The sequence below is a fragment of the Pseudomonas sp. Rh2 genome, from assembly GCF_040762985.1.
In the GTDB taxonomy this organism is placed as follows: Bacteria; Pseudomonadota; Gammaproteobacteria; order Pseudomonadales; family Pseudomonadaceae; genus Aquipseudomonas; species Aquipseudomonas taiwanensis.
This window is the reverse complement of the sequence record NZ_CP142890.1, coordinates 1,360,985-1,382,436: the sequence shown is the minus strand read 5'-3', so window position 1 is coordinate 1,382,436 and position 21,452 is coordinate 1,360,985. Positions and strand designations below refer to the sequence as shown.

Annotated in this window: 23 protein-coding genes; 9 read left to right on the top strand and 14 right to left on the bottom strand. The window is 62.6% G+C overall.

What is annotated here, in order from left to right:
* Nucleotides 1-43: 43 nt before the first annotated feature.
* Nucleotides 44-991 (top strand): LysR family transcriptional regulator, encoded by a 948-nt coding sequence (locus VXM67_RS06230; protein ID WP_023378747.1) that lies wholly within the window; start codon nucleotides 44-46, stop codon nucleotides 989-991.
* A gap of 125 nt (nucleotides 992-1,116) precedes the next feature.
* Entirely contained in the window at nucleotides 1,117-2,091 is a 975-nt protein-coding gene (locus VXM67_RS06225) for a D-glycerate dehydrogenase (RefSeq protein ID WP_023378746.1), read from the top strand.
* 92 nt (nucleotides 2,092-2,183) lie between these two features.
* Here the strand turns inward: VXM67_RS06225 and VXM67_RS06220 are convergent, their stop codons facing one another.
* Nucleotides 2,184-3,086, bottom strand: a complete 903-nt coding sequence (locus VXM67_RS06220) for a DMT family transporter (protein WP_287169596.1) — start codon at nucleotides 3,084-3,086, stop codon at nucleotides 2,184-2,186.
* 214 nt (nucleotides 3,087-3,300) lie between these two features.
* Here VXM67_RS06220 and VXM67_RS06215 point away from each other — a divergent pair, with 214 nt between their 5' ends.
* The gene (locus VXM67_RS06215; RefSeq protein ID WP_027908057.1) at nucleotides 3,301-4,176 is read left to right on the top strand and encodes an AraC family transcriptional regulator; all 876 of its coding nucleotides are present in this window, start codon (nucleotides 3,301-3,303) and stop codon (nucleotides 4,174-4,176) included.
* Between the two features lie 29 nt (nucleotides 4,177-4,205).
* Here the strand turns inward: VXM67_RS06215 and VXM67_RS06210 are convergent, their stop codons facing one another.
* The 3 genes from VXM67_RS06210 to VXM67_RS06200 form a co-directional block, all read right to left on the bottom strand.
* Entirely contained in the window at nucleotides 4,206-6,596 is a 2,391-nt protein-coding gene (locus VXM67_RS06210; protein WP_367237563.1) for a TonB-dependent siderophore receptor, read from the bottom strand.
* A gap of 154 nt (nucleotides 6,597-6,750) precedes the next feature.
* On the bottom strand, nucleotides 6,751-7,737 hold the full coding sequence (locus VXM67_RS06205) for a FecR domain-containing protein (protein ID WP_367237562.1): 987 nt from the start codon (nucleotides 7,735-7,737) through the stop codon (nucleotides 6,751-6,753).
* Complete coding sequence (locus VXM67_RS06200; protein ID WP_023378741.1) at nucleotides 7,734-8,291, bottom strand: RNA polymerase sigma factor; 558 nt, start codon at nucleotides 8,289-8,291, stop codon at nucleotides 7,734-7,736. Before VXM67_RS06200 ends, VXM67_RS06205 begins: the two co-directional genes overlap by 4 nt.
* A 335-nt stretch (nucleotides 8,292-8,626) precedes the next feature.
* Here VXM67_RS06200 and VXM67_RS06195 point away from each other — a divergent pair, with 335 nt between their 5' ends.
* Together VXM67_RS06195 and VXM67_RS06190 are read left to right on the top strand one after the other, a co-directional pair.
* A complete protein-coding gene (locus VXM67_RS06195) occupies nucleotides 8,627-8,974 on the top strand; it encodes an HPF/RaiA family ribosome-associated protein (protein ID WP_023378740.1) in 348 nt (115 codons plus the stop codon).
* Between the two features lie 125 nt (nucleotides 8,975-9,099).
* Nucleotides 9,100-9,402: a DUF3509 domain-containing protein gene (locus tag VXM67_RS06190; protein ID WP_027908054.1), complete on the top strand. Its 303-nt coding sequence runs from the start codon at nucleotides 9,100-9,102 to the stop codon at nucleotides 9,400-9,402.
* Between the two features lie 15 nt (nucleotides 9,403-9,417).
* Here VXM67_RS06190 and VXM67_RS06185 read toward each other — a convergent pair whose 3' ends face one another.
* Nucleotides 9,418-9,720: a hypothetical protein gene (locus VXM67_RS06185; protein WP_023378738.1), complete on the bottom strand. Its 303-nt coding sequence runs from the start codon at nucleotides 9,718-9,720 to the stop codon at nucleotides 9,418-9,420.
* A gap of 114 nt (nucleotides 9,721-9,834) precedes the next feature.
* Nucleotides 9,835-10,305: a phosphate-starvation-inducible PsiE family protein gene (locus VXM67_RS06180; RefSeq protein ID WP_023378737.1), complete on the bottom strand. Its 471-nt coding sequence runs from the start codon at nucleotides 10,303-10,305 to the stop codon at nucleotides 9,835-9,837.
* A gap of 257 nt (nucleotides 10,306-10,562) precedes the next feature.
* Between VXM67_RS06180 and VXM67_RS06175 the strand changes: the two genes are divergently transcribed.
* Nucleotides 10,563-10,820: a YebG family protein gene (locus tag VXM67_RS06175; RefSeq protein WP_023378736.1), complete on the top strand. Its 258-nt coding sequence runs from the start codon at nucleotides 10,563-10,565 to the stop codon at nucleotides 10,818-10,820.
* Nucleotides 10,821-10,862: 42 nt separating this feature from the next.
* Here VXM67_RS06175 and VXM67_RS06170 read toward each other — a convergent pair whose 3' ends face one another.
* Nucleotides 10,863-11,882 (bottom strand): Glu/Leu/Phe/Val dehydrogenase dimerization domain-containing protein, encoded by a 1,020-nt coding sequence (locus VXM67_RS06170; protein ID WP_023378735.1) that lies wholly within the window; start codon nucleotides 11,880-11,882, stop codon nucleotides 10,863-10,865.
* A 124-nt stretch (nucleotides 11,883-12,006) separates the two neighbouring features.
* Here VXM67_RS06170 and VXM67_RS06165 point away from each other — a divergent pair, with 124 nt between their 5' ends.
* A complete protein-coding gene (locus VXM67_RS06165; protein ID WP_104882935.1) occupies nucleotides 12,007-12,813 on the top strand; it encodes a tetratricopeptide repeat protein in 807 nt (268 codons plus the stop codon).
* On the opposite strand, the gene maiA is transcribed toward VXM67_RS06165, so the two are convergent.
* Genes maiA through hmgA form a run of 3 tightly spaced genes read right to left on the bottom strand, consistent with a single transcriptional unit; the run spans nucleotide 12,807 to nucleotide 16,051 of the window.
* Nucleotides 12,807-13,439, bottom strand: a complete 633-nt coding sequence (maiA, locus tag VXM67_RS06160; protein WP_367237561.1) for a maleylacetoacetate isomerase — start codon at nucleotides 13,437-13,439, stop codon at nucleotides 12,807-12,809. The genes VXM67_RS06165 and maiA overlap by 7 nt on opposite strands.
* Before the next feature lie 14 nt (nucleotides 13,440-13,453).
* Nucleotides 13,454-14,746 (bottom strand): fumarylacetoacetase, encoded by a 1,293-nt coding sequence (gene fahA, locus VXM67_RS06155; protein ID WP_023378732.1) that lies wholly within the window; start codon nucleotides 14,744-14,746, stop codon nucleotides 13,454-13,456.
* A 3-nt stretch (nucleotides 14,747-14,749) separates the two neighbouring features.
* Nucleotides 14,750-16,051: a homogentisate 1,2-dioxygenase gene (hmgA, locus tag VXM67_RS06150; protein ID WP_104882938.1), complete on the bottom strand. Its 1,302-nt coding sequence runs from the start codon at nucleotides 16,049-16,051 to the stop codon at nucleotides 14,750-14,752.
* A 165-nt stretch (nucleotides 16,052-16,216) separates the two neighbouring features.
* Between hmgA and VXM67_RS06145 the strand changes: the two genes are divergently transcribed.
* A complete protein-coding gene (locus tag VXM67_RS06145) occupies nucleotides 16,217-17,002 on the top strand; it encodes an IclR family transcriptional regulator (RefSeq protein WP_023378730.1) in 786 nt (261 codons plus the stop codon).
* A gap of 266 nt (nucleotides 17,003-17,268) precedes the next feature.
* On the opposite strand, the gene VXM67_RS06140 is transcribed toward VXM67_RS06145, so the two are convergent.
* The 4 genes from VXM67_RS06140 to VXM67_RS06125 form a co-directional block, all read right to left on the bottom strand.
* Nucleotides 17,269-18,183, bottom strand: coding sequence for an SDR family oxidoreductase (locus tag VXM67_RS06140; protein WP_104882159.1), 915 nt, complete (start codon nucleotides 18,181-18,183; stop codon nucleotides 17,269-17,271).
* A 115-nt stretch (nucleotides 18,184-18,298) separates the two neighbouring features.
* On the bottom strand, nucleotides 18,299-19,204 hold the full coding sequence (locus VXM67_RS06135) for an alpha/beta hydrolase (protein WP_104882160.1): 906 nt from the start codon (nucleotides 19,202-19,204) through the stop codon (nucleotides 18,299-18,301).
* A 176-nt stretch (nucleotides 19,205-19,380) separates the two neighbouring features.
* Entirely contained in the window at nucleotides 19,381-20,067 is a 687-nt protein-coding gene (locus tag VXM67_RS06130; protein ID WP_027908047.1) for an LrgB family protein, read from the bottom strand.
* On the bottom strand, nucleotides 20,057-20,443 hold the full coding sequence (locus VXM67_RS06125) for a CidA/LrgA family protein (protein ID WP_023378725.1): 387 nt from the start codon (nucleotides 20,441-20,443) through the stop codon (nucleotides 20,057-20,059). The genes VXM67_RS06130 and VXM67_RS06125 overlap by 11 nt, the downstream gene beginning before the upstream one ends.
* 96 nt (nucleotides 20,444-20,539) lie before the next feature.
* Between VXM67_RS06125 and VXM67_RS06120 the strand changes: the two genes are divergently transcribed.
* On the top strand, nucleotides 20,540-21,418 hold the full coding sequence (locus tag VXM67_RS06120; RefSeq protein ID WP_023378724.1) for a LysR family transcriptional regulator: 879 nt from the start codon (nucleotides 20,540-20,542) through the stop codon (nucleotides 21,416-21,418).
* The last annotated feature ends 34 nt before the right edge of the window (nucleotides 21,419-21,452 follow it).

Here is a 21,452-nt window from a genome sequence, read left to right as displayed (position 1 = left end):
TTACTTCGTGTCACAATTTTGTCCTCTACATCGAGAGTGACCCATGGACACCCTGCAAAACATGCGTGCTTTCAGTTGCGTAGCTCAGCTGGGCAGCTTTACGGCTGCCGCCGCGCAGCTCGATACGACCACCGCGAACGTTTCGCGGGCGGTATCCAATCTGGAAGCCCATCTGCAAACCCGGCTGCTGAACCGCACCACCCGGCGTATCGCCCTGACCGAGGCGGGCAAGCGTTACCTGATGCGCTGCGAACAGATCCTCACCTACGTGGAGGAAGCCGAAGCCGAAGCCAGCGATGCCCACGCCCGTCCGGCCGGGCAACTGAAAGTGCATTCCATGACCGGTGTCGGTCAGCACTTCGTGGTCGACGCCATTGCCCGCTACCGCGAATCGCACCCGGACGTCACCTTCGACCTGACCATGGCCAACCGCGTACCGGACCTGCTCGACGAGGGCTACGACGTGTCCATCGTGCTGGCCAGCGAACTGCCCGACTCGGGGTTCGTTTCCCAGCGCCTGGGGATCACCTACAGCATTGTCTGTGCTTCGCCTGAATACGTGGCCAAGCAGGGTTTCGCGCACAAACCGGTCGACCTGCTCAAGCACGCCTGCCTGCGCATGGTCAGCCCGGTGATTCCCTTGGAAAAGTGGCTGTTCGATGGTCCGGAAGGCCAGGAACTGGTCAACATCTCCACCTCGCCGTTCCAGGTGAACTCGGCCGATGCGATGAAAACCGCGATTCGCAGCGGCATGGGCATGGGCGTGTTGCCGATCTATTCGGCAATCGACGGCCTGCGCGACGGAAGCCTGGTGCGGGTGATGCCCGAGTACCGGCTGCAGGAGCTGAACCTGTATGCCATCTACCCCTCTCGCCAGTACCTGGATGCGAAGATCAAGACCTGGGTGGAGTACTTGCGTAACTCCCTGCCAGAGATTCTCGCGGCCCACGAAGCGGACCTGAAAACCCACGAGCTGCAGATCGCCAACTGAAAAAGCTGCTGCGCCAAGGCGGTGGACAATGGTAGGTTGCTAACCAATACCGGCCTCTTCGCAACGATCCGGTTCATCCGCGAAGCCGCCACCACTGTCCTACCGCCTTGCAGAGAAGTAGCCCGATGAAAAAGACCGTCCTGGCCTTCAGCCGTATCACCCCGGCCATGGCCGAGCGCCTGCAGCAAGACTTCAACGTGATCCAGCCGAACCCTAAGCTCGGCGACATCGCTGCCCAGTTCAACGAAGCCCTGCCCGGGGCCCATGGTCTGATCGGCGTCGGTCGCAAGCTTGGCCGCGCCCAGCTTGAAGGCGCGGCCAAGCTGGAAGTGGTCTCCAGCGTGTCGGTCGGCTACGACAACTATGACCTGGATTACTTCAACGAGCGCGGCATCGCCCTGACCAATACCCCGGATGTGCTGACCGAAAGCACCGCCGACCTGGGTTTCTCGCTGATCATGGGCTGCGCCCGCCGCACCGCCGAACTCGACGCCTGGACCAAGGCTGGCCAGTGGCAGGCCACCGTCGGCCCGGCCCACTTCGGCACCGATGTGCACGGCAAGACGCTGGGTATCGTCGGTCTGGGCAACATCGGCGCGGCCGTGGCCCGTCGTGGTCGCTTCGGCTTCAACATGTCGATTCTGTATGCCGGCAATAGCCGAAAGACCGCGCTGGAGCAGGAACTCGGCGCTCAGTTCCGCAGCCTGGATCAACTGCTGGCCGAATCCGATTTCGTCTGCATCGTGGTGCCGCTGTCCGATGCCACCCGCAAGCTGATCAGTGCACGGGAGCTCAAACTGATGAAACCAAGTGCGTTCCTGATCAACATCGCCCGTGGCCCGGTGGTGGACGAGGCAGCGCTGGTCGAGGCGCTGCAAGCCGGAACCATTCGCGGCGCCGGCCTGGATGTGTACGAGAAAGAACCGCTGAGCGACTCGCCGCTGTTCAAGCTGCCGAACGCCCTGACCCTGCCACACGTTGGCTCGGCCACCGCCGAGACCCGTGAAGCCATGGCCAACCGAGCGATCGACAACCTGCGCGCGGCGCTGCTGGGTGAGCGTCCACGGGACCTGGTGAACCCGCAGGTCTGGAAGCATTGATGTATCGTTGTTGAGTTCTTCCAGCCTTGTCGCCGGCAAGCCGGCTCCTACCGTGCTGTCCTCCGTAGGAGTCGGCCTGCCGGCGATGGGCGCTACCTGACTGCCACCGCCCCAGCCACGTCACGTGCCCTGGGCTTACGAAACACCAGCACATTCCCCGCCATCACCGCCACCAGCCCCAACAGGGCGGGTGCCGTCCACTGATACCCCTCCGCGAACGCCGACACATTCAATGCCACCAGTGGGAACAGCACCGTGCAATAGGCCGCTCGCTCAGGCCCCATGCGACCTACCAGGGTCAGGTAGGCGGTGAAGCCGATCACCGAACCTGGAATCACCAGGTACAGCAACGAACCGATGTAGCGCAGGTTCCATTCCATCGCGAAGGGAATACCGCTGACCAGGCAATACAGCGCCAGCATCGACGCGCCATAGACCATGCCCCAGGCGTTGGTGGTCATGGGTTTGAGCCCCGCTTTCTGCTGCAGGCTGGAAAGCATGTTGCCGGCCGAGAAGCACAGGGTGCCCAATAGGGCCAGGCCCAGTCCATACAAGGTCTCGCGGCTGGCCGTGTGGCTGGACAGTTCAGGCCAGAACAGAAGGCCCAGGCCGAGTAAGCCCGTCGCCCCGCCAGCCAGCACATTAGTGGCGATTTTCTGGCCAAAGAAGATCCGTGCATTAAGCGCATTCCATAGGGTGGCGGTGGAGAACACCACCGCAATCAGGCCACTGGCGACCCATTGGCTGGCCGTGAGAAAGCACATGAAGTTGACGCAGAACAGGCACAAACCCTGCGCCAGGCAAACCAGATGGCCACGCCGGTTCATCGGCTGCAGCCGGCGCGTGAACAGCAGGATGGCGAACAGGATCAGGCCGGCCAAGGCGAAACGGTAGACGATCGATACCGGGATGGCGACCACGCCCAACTGCAGTTTGAGAGCGATCCAGGTGGTGCCCCAGATGAGCACAGTGAGTAAATACAAGGACAGGTTCATGGGTGGCTCCTTGGGTATTCGTCCATGCTTGCCAAGGCCGCTTGGCGGCCTATCGCCGGCAAGCTGGCTCCTGGAGAAGCCCGGTATTGCCGGGGATGAGACACCAGTGTTGTTTCTGTCGACCTTTGGCGCTTGCACAAACTTGCGCTTTTGCTTCGCCGGTAGCTGCCACGGCCTTGCAACCGCAGTACGATGGCTGCCAGAGGAAACGCCCATGACCCCACTGTCCCAGCTGCAAGTCTTCAACGCCATGCACGCCTCGCCCAACGCCAGGCTGGAGCTGAGCGCGCACCTGGGCGATGGGCTGGCAGCGGCGCTGTGGAGCAACCGCGACGATGCCCGCGACTACCAGGCGCCGAGCCACCACACGCTGTCGTGCTACATCGCCGACGGCACAGGGACTTTCCGGCGCCAGCGCCCGGACGACAAAGGCGCGCCGAACAAGCTGTGCATCATGCCCGCCGGCCACGAGTCGAACTGGGTGGTCAATGGCTCGATACGCCTGGCGCACCTGTACGTCAGCGAAACGCAGTTCGCCCTCGGCTGCATACGTCTGCTCGACCGCGAACCTCGCGAACTGCAGTTACGGGAAGCGACGTTCCTGGACGACCCGCAGCAGGCCGGGCGCTTTCGCCAGTTGATCACCCTGAACTGGGACGAACCCAGCGAACGACTGCTGGCCAGCAGCCTGGCCCATGAGATCGTCGACCATGCAGTGCTCGGTCAGGTTGGCCTGCGCGAAGGGTTGCGCTTGAAAGGTGGGCTGGCGCCCAGTGCGCGCCGGCAACTGGCCGACTACATCGAAGCGCATCTGGACCAGCCGATTACCCTGGGCGAGCTGGCGCTGTACTGCAACCTTTCCGAATATCACTTTGCACGCATGTTCCGCACCAGCTTCGGGCTACCGCCGCACCAGTACCTGCTGGCCCGGCGCCTGAACCGGGCTTGCCAGCTGTTGCGGCGGGGCGAGATGGCGCTCGGGGAGATTGCCTTGTCGTGCGGTTTTGCCAGTGCCAGCCATTTCAGTAATCGGTTCAAGCAGGCGTTCGGTGCAACACCCGGCGAATACCGCTTGGCTTTCGACACGTGAAATCGGGGCCGCACTGCAGCCCCACATTCCTAGAACTCAAGCGTGCTGGACAAGCTCACCTGCCGCGCATCGCCTATCGCGACAAAGTACTGATTCACGGCCGAGCTGTAGTACACCTTGTCGAACAGGTTCTTCACGTTCAACTGAAGGCGTACCTTGTGCTCGTCCAGCTTGGTTTCGTAACTGGCGAACGCATCGGCCACGGTGTAGGACGGCAAGTCGAAGGTGTTGGTCGCGTTGCCTGCCCGCTCCCCCACATAACGCACTCCTGTCCCCAGGCGCAGGTTGTCGCCGCCGAACAGACTGCCGAAGTCGTACACCGCCGACAACGAGCCGCTGTGCTTGGCCACGTTCTGCAGGCGATTGCCCTTGAGCTCCGGGTCCTTGGTGACTTCTGCATCGGTGTAGGCATAGCTGCCGATCAGGCTCCAGCGCTCGCTCAACTGGCCGGTGAGATCGAGTTCGACGCCTCGCGAACCGACTTCGCCGGCGTTGCTGTACACGGTTTCGCCACTGCTGGTATCGAAGTTGGCCACCAGCACGTTGCGCTTGGTGATGTCGAACAGCGCCAGGGTACCGGTGAGCTTGCCAGGCACATCGAGCTTGGCGCCAATCTCCCAGGACTTGCCCTCCTCCGGCGCAATGGACGAGTCCAGTACCAGCCCGCCGGTCAACGGGGCAATGCTCGAGTTAGGCTTGAACGACTCGCTGTAGCTGCCGTAGAACGACAATTGCTCGTCCACTTTGTACACGATGCCTGCATGCGGCACCCAGGCCTGGCCGCTGGTGTCGGTGTTGGCCTTGAACGGGCGACCGCGTCCGGCGTACTGGTCGTACTGCTGGAAACGCGCGCCGGCCACCAGGATCCAATGGTCGTCCAGGTGCAGCGCGTCCTGGAAGAACAGCGCATCGGTACGCAGCTTGTCGGTCTGGTCGCTGTCGCTGGCCCGTACGGTGCTGCCCTCCACTTCCTGGCCATAGACTGGGTTGAGGTAGCTGAAGGTCGACTGGCTGCTCTGGCGAATCAGGTCGCCGCGAAAGATCTTGCGGTCCTCGTGGTCGGCACCGAGCAACAGGTCATGCTGCATGCCCGCCAGTTCGACATTGCCGTTGAGGCTGACCGTGACGAACTGGTCGCGGCTCATGGCGTTGTGGGTGCCATCGATGCTGCGTTTGAGGGTGCCATTGGCTTCGTTCACGCCGGTCACGCGAACTTGGCTGGCATCGTAGGTCTCGCGGTTGAAGCTGTAGCCGACGTGCAGTTTCCAGTCATCGGCCAGCTGGTGGTCGACCTCCAGACGGTAGAGATCAGAGCGCCCTTGCATGTCGTTGAACGGCTCGTCCAGGCGCCGGGTGGCCGGGATGTTCAACGGATGGCCATCGCTGCCGAAGGCGGTGCCGCGGTCGAAGGGGTAGAGAAACTCGCGGTGCTCATAGGCCAGTACCACTTGGGTGTCTTCGCCCAGCCAGGCCAGCGACGGCGCGACCAAAGACTCGCGATGCACGCCGTAATTGCGCCAGTAGTCTTCGTCTTCATGATCGACGATCAGGCGGTAGGCGAATTGACTGTCACCCAACGCGCCGGTGCTGTCGAACCCGCCACCACTGCCGTTCTTGCCGCTCCCATAGGTGGAGCCTCGAACGGTCAGCGCGTTGTACTGCTCCAATTGTGGCCGCTTGCTGACCACGTTGATGACGCCACCTGGGTCCTGGATTCCATACAGCAGCGAGGCCGGACCTTTGAGCACCTCGATCCGCTCGGTGCTGGCATTGAGGCTTCGGCCCTGCACGATGGGCATGCCATCGCGCATGATCGAACCGTCACGGTTGTCGCCAAAGCCGCGCTTCATCACGGTGTCGGCGGTGCCGCCGAAATTGTTGCCCTGGGTGATGCCGCTGACGTTGGTCAGCGCATCGTCGAGGTTGCGTGGGGCCTGGTCGCGAATGACCTGCGCCGGAACCACGTTGATGGCCTGGGGTATGTCCTGCGTCGGTCCTTGCCCACGCATGATTGATGCTACCGCTGGTGGCTGGTAGCTGTGGGTGTCCATCTGCGAGGTCACCGTGGTGGCTTGCAGGTTCAGCGCGCCCGAGGTGTCCATAGGTTCGAGGGTCAAGGTACGGGCATCGACACGCCGCCAGGTCAGGCCGGAATTACCTAGCAACTGCTGCAATGCCTGCTCGGCACTGAAGCTGCCGTTGAGTGCCGGCGCCTGAATGACAGGCAGTTCAAGGGTATAAACCACGCTCTGGCCAGTGGCGCGACTGAAAGCGTTGATTGCCTGAGCCAAAGGTTGGCTGGGCTGAGCGAAGGCATACAACTGAACCTGCTCGGCGGCCTGCACCAGCGGGGCGACGGGCACGGCGCCAAGCGCCGCGAGGCCGAAGCAGAGAGGAATGCAACGCGGGGTGAACTTCATGGACGCTGACCTGTGAGAGGGTTATTACTGCGAATGAATCGCACTTCCACTCATTACACGTACGCCAGGTTCCGTTACCTCACCTTGTTTTGAACATTTTTTACCTGTGTCGGCCGCATCGCCGTCAGGCCGGCTCCTCCCTGGGCTTGCACACTTACCGAACAACAGTCAGACGCCCAAGGACCGTCTGACGCGAGAAGCCCAGCACCTTGCCCAGTGAGTCCAGCGCCAACAAAGGGTCCTGGACCGGGAAACTGCCACTGACCTTGCGTTGAGCCAACTGCTCATCGAGCAGCAGGATACGGCCTGGGTAATAACGCCCCAGATCCTCGACCACTTGCGCCAACGGCACCTGGTAGTAATTGAGCCAGCCCTGGCGCCAAGCCAAGCGGGTTTCGCTGTCCACACTCAAGGTCTCGCCTGGCCGTCCCTCGGCATAGAGCAGTTGCTGATTGGCAGTCAACTCACGAGCAGCCCGGCCCTGAGCCGGCGTCACCGCCACGCGACCGCTGCGCACGGTGACCTGGGCACCGGCGCCCTGCTCGCGCACTTCGAACTGGGTTCCCAGCACGCGCACTTCACCACCTGCCGCCTCTACCAGGAACGGCTCGCCGGTGTGGGTCACCTGGAAGTACGCGGCCCCGCGCAACAGCCGTACGCGACGCTCCCCCTGACTGAAGTCGACGGCAATCGCACTGTCGGCATCCAGCACGACCTGCGACTGGTCGGCGAGGCTGACCTGGCGCACTCGCCCGGTGCTGCTGTAGTCGGCCTGCAGGTCTTGCTGCCAGTTGCCTGGATGCCAACCACCGGCAGTGCCCAAGGCCAACACCAGGCATGCCGCTGCAGCCAGGGGCCCTGCCATTCGCGACCAGCGGCGCCTGCGCGGGGTCGCTACCATCGCGTCCAGGTACTGCTGCAAGCCTGCACGCTCCTCCTGCGCCAGTCGGGCAGCCGGTGCGGCGCTCAGCCGCCAGAGTTCCTGGGCATCGGCATAGGCATCACGGTGTGCGGGGTCGGCCAGCAGCCAGCGCTTGAACGCCGCGCCGTTCGCTTCCTCTGGCCGTTCATTGATGCGGCTGAGCCAGTGCAACGCTGCCTGGGACTGGGCGGCGGAAATCGAATTCGGACGGCGGCTCATCGACGGGCGCTCCCTGGCCTGCGTGTGGACGACACGGGCTCGGCGACGCTCGCCTTGCACGCTTCAAGGGCGCGCATCATATGCTTTTCAACGGCGCTCTGGGACAGTTGCATGGCTTGGGCGATCTCACCGTACTTGCAGCCATGAATGCGGTTGAGCAGAAAGATCTGCCGTGTGCGTTCGGGCAGCGCCCGCAGCGCAGCTTCGATGCATTGCAGGTCGTGCTCGACCTCCAGCGCCTGCTCTGGTGCCTGGGCGACAGGCGTTTCGTCCAACGGCAGCGAGGCTTCGGCAACGCGCTCGCGGCTGCCTTCGCTGCGCAGATGGTCGATGGCCAGGTTGCCAGCGCAGCGCAGCAGATAAGTGTCGAGCGCCTCGACCTTGACCTCGGGCCGACGCCAGAAGCGCAGGAACAGTTCCTGGACCAGGTCCGCGGCTGTTGCGCGGCAACCGATCCGCCGGCTGACCAGCGCTTCCATACGGGCGCGCTGGGCCAGGAATACCTGCAGAAAACGTGCACGCCCGCCTGTGCTGTCGGAGTCTGATTCGTTCATGGGTTCATAGGGCCAGCGCCACCCGCCCCGGGCGGCAGAAACAGGTCATTGAGATAGCCGTGAAGTTGCCGCCATAGCTGGCCAGGCCGCATTCAATAATAATGATTTCAATTCTCATAAGCAAAGGCCGGGAATGCGGTTTTCCTGACCTGACTGCCGCAAGTCTGTTTGCGCAGTAGCCGCAACAGGCTAATTGCAACAGGAAATTTATTTTCAAAAAGGGGTTGTAATCGTCGCGCCGTTGCCTGACCTTAGGGTCAAGAGGCGAAGAAATTCCAAGGGCCTCAATGGCCTAGGCACGCCTCCATGCGAGCAAGCTGAATAAGGATTGAATCATGCAAATCCAGGTCAACAGCAGCAACCATATCGAAGGCAACATCCGGCTCAATGAGTGGGTCCGCAGCACACTGCAGAGCACTCTCGAACGTTACGAGGACGACCTCACCCGCATCGAGGTGCACCTGCGCGACGAGAACGGCGCCAAGCCCGGACCGCATGACAAACGCTGCCAGATGGAGGCTCGCCCGAAAGGCCATCAGCCGATTTCCGTGACCCACACCGCCACCTCGCTGGACCAGGCCGTCGATGGCGCCGCCAGCAAGCTGAACAATGCGCTGGAGCACTTCTACGGCAAATTACGCAGCAAGCGCGGGGCACTGGAACTGAGTGATCCTGACGCCTGATCAAGCCCTATGTACAACAACGCCCGGCCTTGCGCCGGGCGTTTTCGTTTCCGTCGGCCATCGCGCCTGAACCAAGCCAGCGATTGCCGGTCAACTTCTGCAATCATCACGTGCAGAGCCTGACCATGAACAACCCTTTCGAGCAGATCAGCGCCGCCTTCGCCCCCGACTACCGGGTCAACCTGAGCATCGAACGCCTGGACGGCAGTATCATGCTGACGCTTTCGGACGATAGCGGCATGGTCGTCAAGCGCCTGATCAGCCAGGCCCAGCGCAACGACCCGGTGCGCTTGCAGCGTGTCATCGACAGCATTCGCCTGGGCCTGGCCATCGAGTTGGGACAGAACCCGTTGCAGGTGCTTGCTGCGCTAACCCGCGACCCACGTCCCGAACCGCGCAATTTCTCCGCCGTGGGCGTCGCTAACTGAAGCAGGGGTGGGCTGTCAGCCAAAACCCAGCATGTTGCCGATCTCTTTTTCGAGGTCCAGCAAATGCAGGCCGCGCACACGGTAACGAAGGTCGAAAGTGGCAGGTTGGTGGAACAGGCCAAACAACCCCTGATCGTAGGTAGGCTCCTCACCCCGACGCAGATGGTGCAAGACTTCATCGACCAGGTTGCGCGAGACGACCACATCGCAATCGATCACATCGGCAATTTCGGTGACATACACCGTATCCAGGTCGATTCCCAGCGGCAGGAAGGCCTCGGTCAGGTAAGCGCGGACGCTTTCAGCTTCAATCGTCATGGGGTTCTCCATTCGGCGTACGCAGCTCGCGACCCTGTGTCGCGATCAAGGACTCGACGCCGGACATCATTGAACCGCCGGGGACGTTAACACCCGCGCTAACTATCTAGCCCCTCATTTGCCCTCTTCCAATTCTTTGCCGTTAGCGTCCAGCACCTTGGTCGACGGGTAGCGGTACGACGCGTAGCGCACCACCAGAATCGAGAACGCCAGCAACAGGATACCGCCGCACAGGTACAGCAGCCCTTCGTCCGGCGCCTTGTGGTGCGATACGTCACCGATCAGCAAGCGGGTCAACGCGGTGATGGCGACATACAGCAAGAAGCGGATCGGCATGTGGTTGGTCTTGAAGTAGATCCCCACCATCGCCCCGAGCTCCAGGTAGATGAACAGCAGCAGGATGTCATCCACGCTGATGCCGCCTTTGCCCAGCATGTCCAGGAAGGTCATCACTGCCGCATAGGCGGTGATAGCGCCGATGCCGAACAGCGCCAAGTAGTGGAACGCTTCGACGCACAGATTGCCCAGCGAGTCGGCCGAGCCGTGCAGGCCCTTGCGCAGTTTTTCAGCCCATTTGATGTTCACGATTGTCCATTCCCCGATACGACATGAAGGATGATGCATCACGCCTGTGACGCTTGTGCCATGCAGTTAAAGGGCCAGGCCCCCTCTCTTGGAAGGCGACCGAACGCCGCAAGACACCTGAGAGAGGCCGCCGACGCCAAACTGGGCTATAAAAATGCCAGTTCGCCAGCATGCAGGATTGCATTAGCGTCGATACTGTATGAATATACAGATATCACCTAGCACCTTCCCTTCTCCTTCGCTGAAGAGGCCAAACAATGGCTGTTGAAACCCTTTACCGCAGCTCTCGAGACCTGGAGACCCTTTTCGTGGACCGCAAACTCGCCGATGCGCATGACCAAATGCTCGAACTCGCCGAGGCGCTCACCGAAGTGTTGCTGAAGAATGTCGCCAACCTGAGTGAAAAACAGGCCGAAGACGCAGGCATCTTCATGGCCAAGAACCGCGCAGTGTTCGCTACTGCGTTCAAGAGCAACGCGTCGGCCCTGGGCGAACTGGTTCAGCCGAGCGAATAGCGGCTGGCGCGCAGCAGGCGAAGGAGCATGAGCCTTCGCCTCTCAACCGTACAACAGCCGTTCCGCCAGCATCTGCGCCACCCGCGCTGGCGAGCGCTTTTCTGCCTGGGCGTGGGCGAATACCTCGGTCAAGCGCGAGGGGATCCGCGCAAGATGCGCGGTGATGGTGGTCAGGTCTTCACCACGGTGCTTGAGGGCCACATAGATCAACCCGCCAGCATTGATGACGTAGTCGGGCGCATAAAGAATTCCGCGGGCCTCCAACTGGTCCGCCACCTGCAATGTGGTGAGCTGGTTGTTCGCCGATCCCGCTACCGCCGCGCAGCGCAGCTGCATCACGCTCTGGCCGGTGAGAACCGGCCCCACGCCGCACGGAGCGAAGATGTCGCAGGGGGTGCTGATCAAGGCGTCGTTGGTCACCGGGTGGGCGTTGAACTGCTCAACCGCCAGGCGTACGCGGCCAGGGTCCAGGTCACTCACCAGCAACTCCGCACCGGCCGCATGCAGTTGCTCGGCCAAGGCATAGCCCACATTGCCCAACCCCTGAACCGCTACCCGCAAGCCCTCCAGATTGCCACTGCCCAGGCGAGCCTGGGACGTGGCGCGAATACCGGCGAACACGCCCATCGCAGCATGCGGCGATGGGTCACCCGAGGCGGTGGTGCTGGTGACGTGGGGCGTGCTCTGGGCTATGCAGTCCATGTCCAGGGTCGAGGTGCCACTGTCCACGGCGGTTATGAAGCGACCTTGCAAGGTGTCGACAAAACGGCCAAAGGCCTCGAACAACGCCGCTCGGTTTTCCACATGCGGGTTGCGCATGATCACCGCTTTGCCGCCACCGAACGACAAGCCAGCCAGCGCCGCTTTGTAGCTCATGCCTTGAGCCAGGCGAATGGCATCGGTCATGGCGCTTTCGTCATCGGCGTACGGCAGGTAGCGACAGCCCCCCATGGCCGGCCCCAGGTGTTCGCTGTGAATCGCCACCACAGCCTTCAACCCTGTGGTCGGGTCGATCCACAGGTGCATTGACTGGGTGCGGGTGCTTTGCATCAGCGCGAACATCAACTGGCTCCCCCAAGAGGTGCTCCTTTGAGTATAGGCAGGCAGCCCATCCAAGGCACTTTGGCGGACCACTGGACGAACGAGGGCGTCAAAGCTAATAGTTAAGCGTATGTGGAGAAGCGCGATGAACCCACGTCAAGCCTGCCAGACCTGCCTGGAGCGCCAGCCGGTCGCCCTGCTGGAAGCCGCCCTCTGGATCGCCGCCGAGCACGACCGAAATGTCGACCCGGCCGCGTGCCTTGTCACGGTGCACAACCTGCAGCGTGAGATCAGCGCCAACCTGCCGATGCTGCCGTTATGTGAACTGGCCCAGCCACTGTTGCGTCAGCTCAATGCCCTTGGCTTCCAGCAGGACGAATACCACCCGCTACGCCCACAGGCAGCCTTGATGGACAAGGTGCTGCAACGTCGTCGCGGGCAACCGTTGACCCTTGCCATACTGGCCCTGGAGCTTGCGCAACGGCTGTCCATCCCCCTTGAGGGCGTTGGTTTTCCCGGGCACTTCCTGCTGCGCGTTCCCGGTGCCGATCACCTGCTCGACCCCTGCGGCGGCCGGCGCCTGTACCCGGCGGATTGCCGCGAACTGCTGGCCCGCCAGTTCGGCCCGCATGTGCCACTGACCGCCGAGCATCTGCGGGTGGCAAGCCCGACGCAGATGCTGCAGCGACTGTCGCGCAACCTGCGTCAATTGCACATCAGCAACGATAACCACCTGGCCGCGTTGATCGATGCTGAGCGGGTCATGCAACTGGGGCCAGTCCAGGCCAGTGACTACACGGCCCGGGCCTCGCTTTACCAGCATCTGGATTGCCCCCAGGCCGAACGCTTCGACCTGGAGCATGCCTTGCTGCTGACCGACGATCCGATCCAGCGCCTGAAGCTGACCGAGCGCATCGGCCAGCTACCGGCGGTAAACCGGTCGATTCACTGAGCCGGTGTGTCCGGCTGGCGGGATGAGTGAGCCGTCACGAAGGCGGGGTGTCGCTGCGCAAGGGCCGCGACTCGGCGGATACGCGGGTAGGCACCCAGGTCGACAGTGAACCGCTCGGCCGCGTACAGCTGTGGAATCAAGTACACATCCGCCAACCCTGGCGAAGCGCCGAAACAGAAGCCCTCGTCACCGATCAGTTGTTCGATCGCCGCCAACCCCTGGCCAATCCAGTGGCCGATCCACTGGTTGACCTGCGACTCGTCATGCCCCAGCTGCCGCAGCTGGTTGAGCACGCTGACGTTGTGCAATGGATGGACATCGCAGGCGATGATCGCCGCTACAGCTCGCACCCTGGCCCTGTCCTCGGTACCCGCAGGCAGCAGTGCAGGCTGTGGATACGCCTCTTCGAGGTACTCGATGATCGCAGGGGACTGCACCAGCACATCACCGCCATCGGTGCGCAGGGCCGGCACACGGCCCTGTGGGTTGATGGCGGCATAACCTGCACCGAGCTGCTCACCCTTGAGCAGGTTCACCGGCAGGGCCAGGTAGTCCAGGCCCTTGAGCGCCAGGGCGATACGCACCCGAAAGGAAGAGGTGGAACGGTAGTAGGTATACAGCTCCATGTGCCGACCCTCGCTCAATTGGCCGCTACGATCTTGCCGCGGCATTCACCGAAACCGATGCTGGCGAAGCCCTCGCGCGTGCAGCGGGCACGCAGGATGATTTCGTCGCCGTCTTCGAGAAACTTGCGCACTTCGCCACTGGCCAGGGCTACCGGCTGCTTGCCACCTTCGGTGATCTCCAGCAGGCTGCCGTAGGAGCCAGGCGTGGCCCCGGACAGCGTCCCGGAGCCAAACAAGTCGCCCGGTTGTAGCTGGCAGCCGTTGACGCTGTGATGAGCCACCATCTGCGCCACGGTCCAGTACATGCTGCGGGTGTTGCTCAAGGTCAGGCGGTGGGCCGGCAGGCCTTGCTCGCGCAGGCCTTCGGTGAGCAGCAGCACCTCCAACTCGATGTCCAGTGCGCCATTGGCCTGGTCACGTTTGTCCAGCAGGTACGAGAGCGGTTGCGGGTCGCCTTCAGGGCGTGCTGGCTGGGCGCAACGGAAAGGCTCCAACGCCTCGGCGGTCACCACCCAGGGCGAAATGCTGGTGATGAAGCTCTTGGACAGGAACGGGCCCAGCGGCTGGTACTCCCAGGCCTGGATATCACGCGCCGACCAGTCGTTGAGCAGGCAGTAGCCGGCCACATGCTCGGCGGCATCCCCCACTGGGATCGCCTGGCCCAGGTCATTGCCCTGGCCAATCCAGATGCCCAGCTCCAGCTCGTAGTCCAACCGCGCGCAGGGGCCGAAGGTCGGCTCGCTCTGCCCGGCCGGCAGCGTCTGGCCCTTGGGACGACGCACCTCGGTACCGGAGGGGCGCAGGGTCGATGCCCGGCCGTGATAGCCGATCGGCACATACTTGTAGTTGGGCAGCAACGGGTTGTCGGGACGGAACAGTTTGCCGACATTTTTGGCGTGCTCGATACCGACGTAGAAATCGGTGTAATCGCCGACTTTGGCTGGCAGGTGCAGCTGGCAGTCACCGGCCGGATACAGCGCGGCCTTGAGGGCAGCCTGATGCTCGCTGTGCTCCCCCAGCAGCACCAACAGGCGCTCGCGCAGGGCGACACGGGCGCTGCGGCCCAGCGCGAAGAAGGCATTCAGTTGCCCACCCCGAGTAGCCTCGACCGCAGTCTTGGCCTGCCCTTCGAACAGGCCGGCGGCCAGTACCGCCTCTAGGTCGAGGATGGCATCGCCAATGGCGACGCCACATCGCTGTGCCTCACCAGGACGACTGAAGATTCCCAATGGCAGGTTCTGCAATGGGAAGTCGCTATGCCCGTTGGCGTGCTCTACCCAGCTGCGGGCAATGGCGGTCTGGTTCATCGGTTATCTCCGGTTCGGGTTGAAGGTGCTCGGCAGGGTTGCCCAGCAACTATCGTAGTCGGCCTGCAATTGGGGGCATTCGAGGGCATGGCGGCTTGGGCGCAGCACCTGGCTGGTCTCGAACATGAAAGCCATGGTGTTGTCGATCTTGTGCGGCGCAAGGTCTGCGGCGATGGCTTTCTCGCAGGTTTCGGCATCCGGCCCGTGGGCGCTCATCACGCCATGCAGCGAAGCGCCGCCAGGCAGGAAACCTTCGGCCTTGGCGTCGTAGGCGCCTTGGATCAGGCCCATGAACTCATTCATCAGGTTGCGGTGGAACCATGGGGGTCGGAAGGTGTTCTCGGCCACCATCCAGCGTGGCGGGAAGATCACGAAGTCCATGTTGGCCATGCCGTGGACGCTGGTCGGTGATGTCAGCACGGTGAAAATGGATGGGTCCGGGTGGTCGAAGCTGACCGTGCCCAAGGTATTGAAACGGCGCAGGTCATACTTGTAGGGCACATGACTGCCGTGCCAGGCGACCACATCCAACGGCGAGTGCTGCAGCTCGCAGGCCCAGTGCTCGCCGAGGAACTTCTGCACCAGTTGTACCGGCCCGGTGGACTCTTCGTAATGGGCGACCGGCGTCAAGAAATCACGCGGGTTGGCCAGGCCATTGCTACCGATTGGCCCCAGCTCCGGAATGCGCAGCGGCGCCCCATGGTTCTCTGCCAGGTAACCACGGGCGTGGCCGTCGAGGAGTTCGACACGGAACTTCATGCCCCGCGGGATCACCGCGATTTCCAGCGGCTCGACTTCCATGACCCCAAGCTCGGTGGCGATGCGCAACCGTCCCTGCTCCGGCACCAGCAGCAGTTCGCCGTCGGCATTGAAGAACACCCGTTCCATGGAACGGTTGGCGCTGTAGATATAGATGCTGACGCCAGCGGGTTTGTCCGCCGACGCGTTGGCCACCATTGGCAGCCAGCCTTCGATGAAATCGGTGGCCTCGGTGGGGATTGGCTGTGGGTTCCAACGCAGGCGGTTGGGAGTGCTCGCACCAAGCGGGCCGTTCAGTGGCTGGCGCTCGAGGCGCTCGAAGCGCGGGTGCAGTGCCGAGGGACGAATGCGATACAACCAAGTGCGACGCAGTTCGCTGCGGGCCATGGTGAAGGCGGTGCCGGAAAGCAGTTCGGCGTACAGGCCGTAAGGGGCTTTCTGCGGCGAGTTCTGCCCCACCGGCAATGCGCCAGGCAACGCTTCACTGGCAAACTCGTTGCCAAAGCCGCTCAAGTAGTGAAGGTCGGGGGACGTGTCACTGTTCATCGATGCCTCCGGGCTCGTGCAGAGCCGTTGTTGGCAGCTGGCTGCGGGAGAAGGCAGCGCGTCTGCATTGTTTTTATCGTAATCAGATTACGTATAACGTAATTTGCTCCCCGAAAGGCGTCAAGCTATAAAGACGCCACTCGAAGACTCCGGAAGCCCCAGTCCATGGCCAAAGCCAGCCCCCCCGCCGACAACGGCAAGCAGAAGGTCCGCTCGGCAGAAGTCGGCACCGACATCCTCAAGGCTCTGGCCGAGCTCTCCCCTTCCACGTCGTTGTCGCGTCTGGCCGAGCATGTGCAGATGCCCGCAAGCAAGGTGCACCGCTATTTGCAGGCGCTGATCGCCAGCGGCTTCGCTGAGCAGGATGCAGCCACCAACCACTATGGGTTGGGACGCGAGGCCTTGCGGGTGGGGCTAGCCGCGTTAGGTAGCATCGATGTGCTGAAAATCTCGGCCTTGCCGCTGTCGCAGTTGCGCGACGAACTCAACGAAAGCTGCTTCATCGCGGTGTGGGGCAACCAGGGAGCGACCGTGGTGAGCATCGAGCCGGCGGTGCGTGCGGTGACCGTGGTGACCCAGATCGGCTCGGTATTGCCGTTGCTGAGTTCCTCGACCGGACTGGTCTTCGCCGCCTACCTGCCCGAACGCGAAACGCGAGAATTGCGTGACCGCGAGCTGGCTTCGCTGGGGCAAACGCCTGCGGATTATGAACCCGTGCTGGCCGGTATCCGCGCGCGCGGCCTGCACCATGTGCATGGCCTGCTGATGCCGGGGGTCGATGCGCTGTCGGCACCCGTATTCAATGCCATGGGCCAGATTGCCGCCGTGATGACCGTGGTGGGGCCAACCTCGATCTTCCATGCCGACGAATCTGGCCCGGCGGCACGGCAGCTGTTAGCGGCGGCTCAAGAGGTCAGTTGGCGGATGGGCTATTCGCCGAGGGTTGAGTAAGCCTGCAGGGCGGAGGTGAAAACCTGAAAAGAGACAGGAATTGCGCTACGGGCACTTTTACCCGAAACGTAAAGGTGAATGTCACCAGCGACTATTTTTCCCCCAGGATCAAGCGCTTATTCTTGTCTCACTGGCTGGCACGAAGGGCTCTCCCCCCCGCCTTTCGCGCCGAACAGGGTTCACCGACGTTGATTTTGAAGCTCCTTGATCATACGTCTCGATTGGCCGCTGCCTTTGCAGCGGTCTTTTTTTTTGGCTTGCCACAATCAACCCAGCGGATATTTCTGCAGATTCGCCATCATCTGCTGCAATGCCTGCAGGCTGTCCTCTGGGTGTACCGCACCCTGGAAATCGCCGATTTGTTCCCAGCTTTGCGCCACCTGCTCGGGGGTGAAACCTTCCCGTGGGTCAAAGCCGACGCCCAGACTACGCTCCCAGCGCACTTTGCCAATCCAGCCACCGCCGACCTCGAATAGCTGACCTGTGTCCTGGCACTGCTCGCTACCCAGGTACACCACCAGCGGGCTGATCAGCTCAGGTTTGAGCCGGTCGAACACTTGCGGCGGAATCAACCCCTCGGTCATTCGGGTCCCCCCCGTCGGCGCTATGGCATTGACCAGAACGCCATGCTTGCGTCCTTCGATGGCCAGTGTACGGGTCAGGCCGTAGAGGCCGAGCTTGGCCATCCCGTAGTTGGCCTGGCCGAAATTGCCGTAGATGCCGGACGTCGAGGCGGTGAAGATCACGCGTCCCCAGTTCTGCGCGCGCAGGTGCGGCCAGGCTGCATGGGTCACTTTGTAGGCGCCTTCGACATGCACCTGATAGACCTGATCCCAGTCGCTGTCTTCCATCTTGTGGAACGTCTTGTCACGCAGGATGCCGGCATTGTTCACCAGTACATCGACCCGACCAAAGCTGTCCAGGGCCTGCTCGACGATACGGGCGCCGTCGGCGACCGAGTCATGGTTGGCCACCGCCGTTCCCCCTGCAGCGCGGATCTCGGCCACCACGCGATCAGCCGCCGAAGCACTGGCACCTTCACCGTGGGTCGAGCCGCCCAGATCGTTGACCACGACTTTGGCGCCACGCTCGGCAAACAACAATGCATGGGCGCGGCCCAAGCCACCCCCGGCTCCCGTGACGATCACCACTCGGTCTTGCAGTTGCACCGGCTCGCTCATGTTCGTGGCTCCTGGTCAGGTTGGATGCAGCGAGTGTCCGCCAGCCCCGCAGGGCGAACAATCAAGCTCACTCAGGCTGAATGCCGGGCGATAACGCAGGGCGATGATCGCCTGGTCAGGACCAGGCGACCTTCAGCGGCAGGACACTCAACGGTTGTTCGCGAAACGCCAGGTAGTGACGCAGCACCTGCACGGGTGCCTCGGTATGCGGGTAATGGCCAATGCCTTGTAGCTGCACGGTGTCCGGCTCGGGTACCAGTTCCCGGTAGCGCTCGACCATGCGGATGCCCGAGATCGGGTCGACCACACCGTTGATCAAGCGCATCGGCACCCCTGCGCGCTGCATTGCCGCGACCCAGCGCTCGCGGTGCAGCCTGCGTTCGGGTACATAGCCCACCAGCTTGTGCAGAATGCGTGTACCCCGGTTGGCCGCGATCAGACTCCAGCAATCGTCCAGCGCGCTCTCGCTGGGATGTGTGCATGGGCCATAGATCTGGGTGACGCTGCGCACCAGGTCGTCCCGCCCGAACGAACGGCCCACCAGCCAACCCAGCCGGCTGAGCAGGAGCTTTTGAATCAGCAACACCTGGCAGCGCTCGGGGAACAATCCGCTGTTGAGGAACACGCAACTGGCGATGTCCGCGCGCTGTTCGTGGTGTCGCGCCAGCAACTCCTGGGCGACGCTGCCACCATAGCCATGCGCCAGCAGGTGCACCGGCTGGTCGACCTGCAGATGGGCAAGCAAAGCCTGCTGCAAGTCGGCTTGCTCCATCAAGCTGTAGGTGTGTTTGAGCGGTTTGGCAGAGTCGCCAAAACCCAGCATGTCGCAGGCAATGACCCGGAAGCGCTGAGCCAGCGGCGCCCACAGGTAGTGCCAATCCCAACTCGCGGTGGGAAATCCGTGCAACAGTAGCAGGGGCTCTCCTTGCCCTGCGGTCCAGTAGCGGATGCTCTGGCTCCGGAATGAGAAATGCTGTCCCCGGGTACGCCAGACGCACAATGGAATCTCGGCCAAAGGCATCAGAATCGTCCCGTCGGATAAGGGTTGGTGGAATAGGGCAAGGCTGCGGTCATTGCATGTCACCTCGGCACTTACATGTGCTCTCTACATCGAACCTCAGTCTAGCCAGCCGCCGAAGCAGAGAAACTTGCGTTGACAGCCAGCTTGATGACTCAGCGAGTCAGTGGCACGAACGGTCACAACAGCATGGCCAGAAGCGGCGCCGCAAACAGGTTCAGCAGCCCCGTCAGGACCATGACCAGGCCGGCCACGGAACCTTCTTCGCGGCCCACTTCCTGCGCCCGACTGACCCCAGCGCCATGAGCCCCAACCCCGAACAGGGCCCCTCTGGCCAAAGGCGTGCGCAAGGGCAACCAACGCAGCAGCACACCACCGAACATCGCCCCCAGCACGCCGGTGAACATCACGAACACGGCCGTCAGCTCCGGGACGCCACCCAAGTCGTGGGCCAGCGGCATGGCGAAGGGCGTGGTGATCGAGCGAGGCACCAGCGACAGGCTGATCGCATTGTCCAGCGCCAACAGGTGCGCCAGCCCCCAGGAGCTGGCAATGGAAGCCGCGCTGCCAGCCACCATGCCGATCAACAATGCTGGCCAGTGCCGGGCCAACAGGGCCCGCTGCTGCCAGATAGGTACCGCGAATGCCACGGTCACCGGCCCAAGGACACTCATCAGCCAATGGGTGTTGCGTGCGTACTCGGCGTAGGCCGTGTGCAGCGGAATGGCGACCGCCAACAGCAGCGTTGGCACCAGTATCAACGGCGACAGCAGGTAGCGACCGCTACGCCGGTACAGCCAGCGGCTGCCCAGGTAGGCGGCCAGGGTCAGGGCCAACCAGAATAGCGGCATGGGCTCAAGACTCATGGCGCAGCCTCCAGCGACACACCCACTCGACGGTCACGGCAGTGACCACCATCACCATCAGTGTGCTCACGGCGATCACCAGCAATATTCGCCAGCCTTCGTGGCGCATCAAGGCGCCGTAGTCGAGCAGGCTCATCAGTGCCGGAATGAAGAACAGCAGCATCTCAGCCATCAGCCAGCCGGCGCCCAGTTGCAAGGTGGCGGGTTTGATCACGCCGCTGGCAAACAGCAGCAACAGCAGCGCAAGCCCCATCACACCGCCCGGGATGGGCCAGCCCAACCAGGCGGCCAATTGGCCGCCGAGCAGGAACAACGCCAACAGCACCGCCAGCTCGCCAAGCAGACGCAGGATCTTTTTCAGTAACGCGGGTTTCATGGGGGAGTCCTCGACAGGCCCTCATCTTAAAATTTGCCTGCCTAGGCCAGAAGCGAATTGTTAGACTGCACGGCATTCCATTTTGGAATTCAGGCCATGGAATTCAAACAACTGCGTAGCTTCATCGAAGTGGTCAACCGCGGGGGGTTCACGCAAGCCGCGCACACCCTGCACATCAGCCAGTCCGCGGTCAGCAAACAGGTCGCTCAACTTGAGCAAGATGTAGGCCAGCCCCTGCTGGAGCGCCAGGCTTCGCAGCTGCACCTGACCGCTGCCGGGCGCATCGTCCTTGAGCGTGGCGAAGCCTTGCTGCGCCAACGCCAGGCGCTACTCGAAGAACTCGACGACCTGAACCAGATGGGCCGGGGTGAACTGCGCCTTGGCCTGCCGCTGTTAGGCAGCGATGCCTTGTTCGCGGGGCTGTTCGCCGAGTATCGACGGCGCTACCCGAATATCTCGATCCAACTGCTCGAAGGCGGCAGCCACAGCATGGAACAAGCGGTGAGAACCGGCGAACTGGAACTTGGCGGCAGCCTGACGCCCAGTGACCCGGCCTTCGCGTACCAACCGTTCTGTAACGAGCCTTTGGATGTGCTGTTGCCGGCTGGGCATGCATTGGCGGGCCTGGGCCAGATCGATCTACATCAGTTGGCCGAGACACCGTTTCTGCTGTACCAGCGCAGCTTCGTACTGAACGACCGCTTGCTCAAGGCTTGTCAGCAGCAGGGATTCACGCCGAAGGAAGGTGGACGCAGCGGCCAGGCTGACTTTCTGGCTGCGCTGGTGGCAGCGGGCCAAGGCGTGGTGCTGCTGCCCCGGGTGGTGGCAAAAGCGCTGGAGCGCCCCGGAGTGGTGCGCCTGGCACTGCGCGCGCCCACGGAGCTGCGCTGGGACATCGCCTTTATCTGGCGGCGCGGGGCCTATCTGTCGCGGGCGGCGCAGGCATGGTTGCAATTGGTGCGGCAGGCGCCTTGAGCGTCTTGACCGACCTCATCGCCGCCAAGCCGGC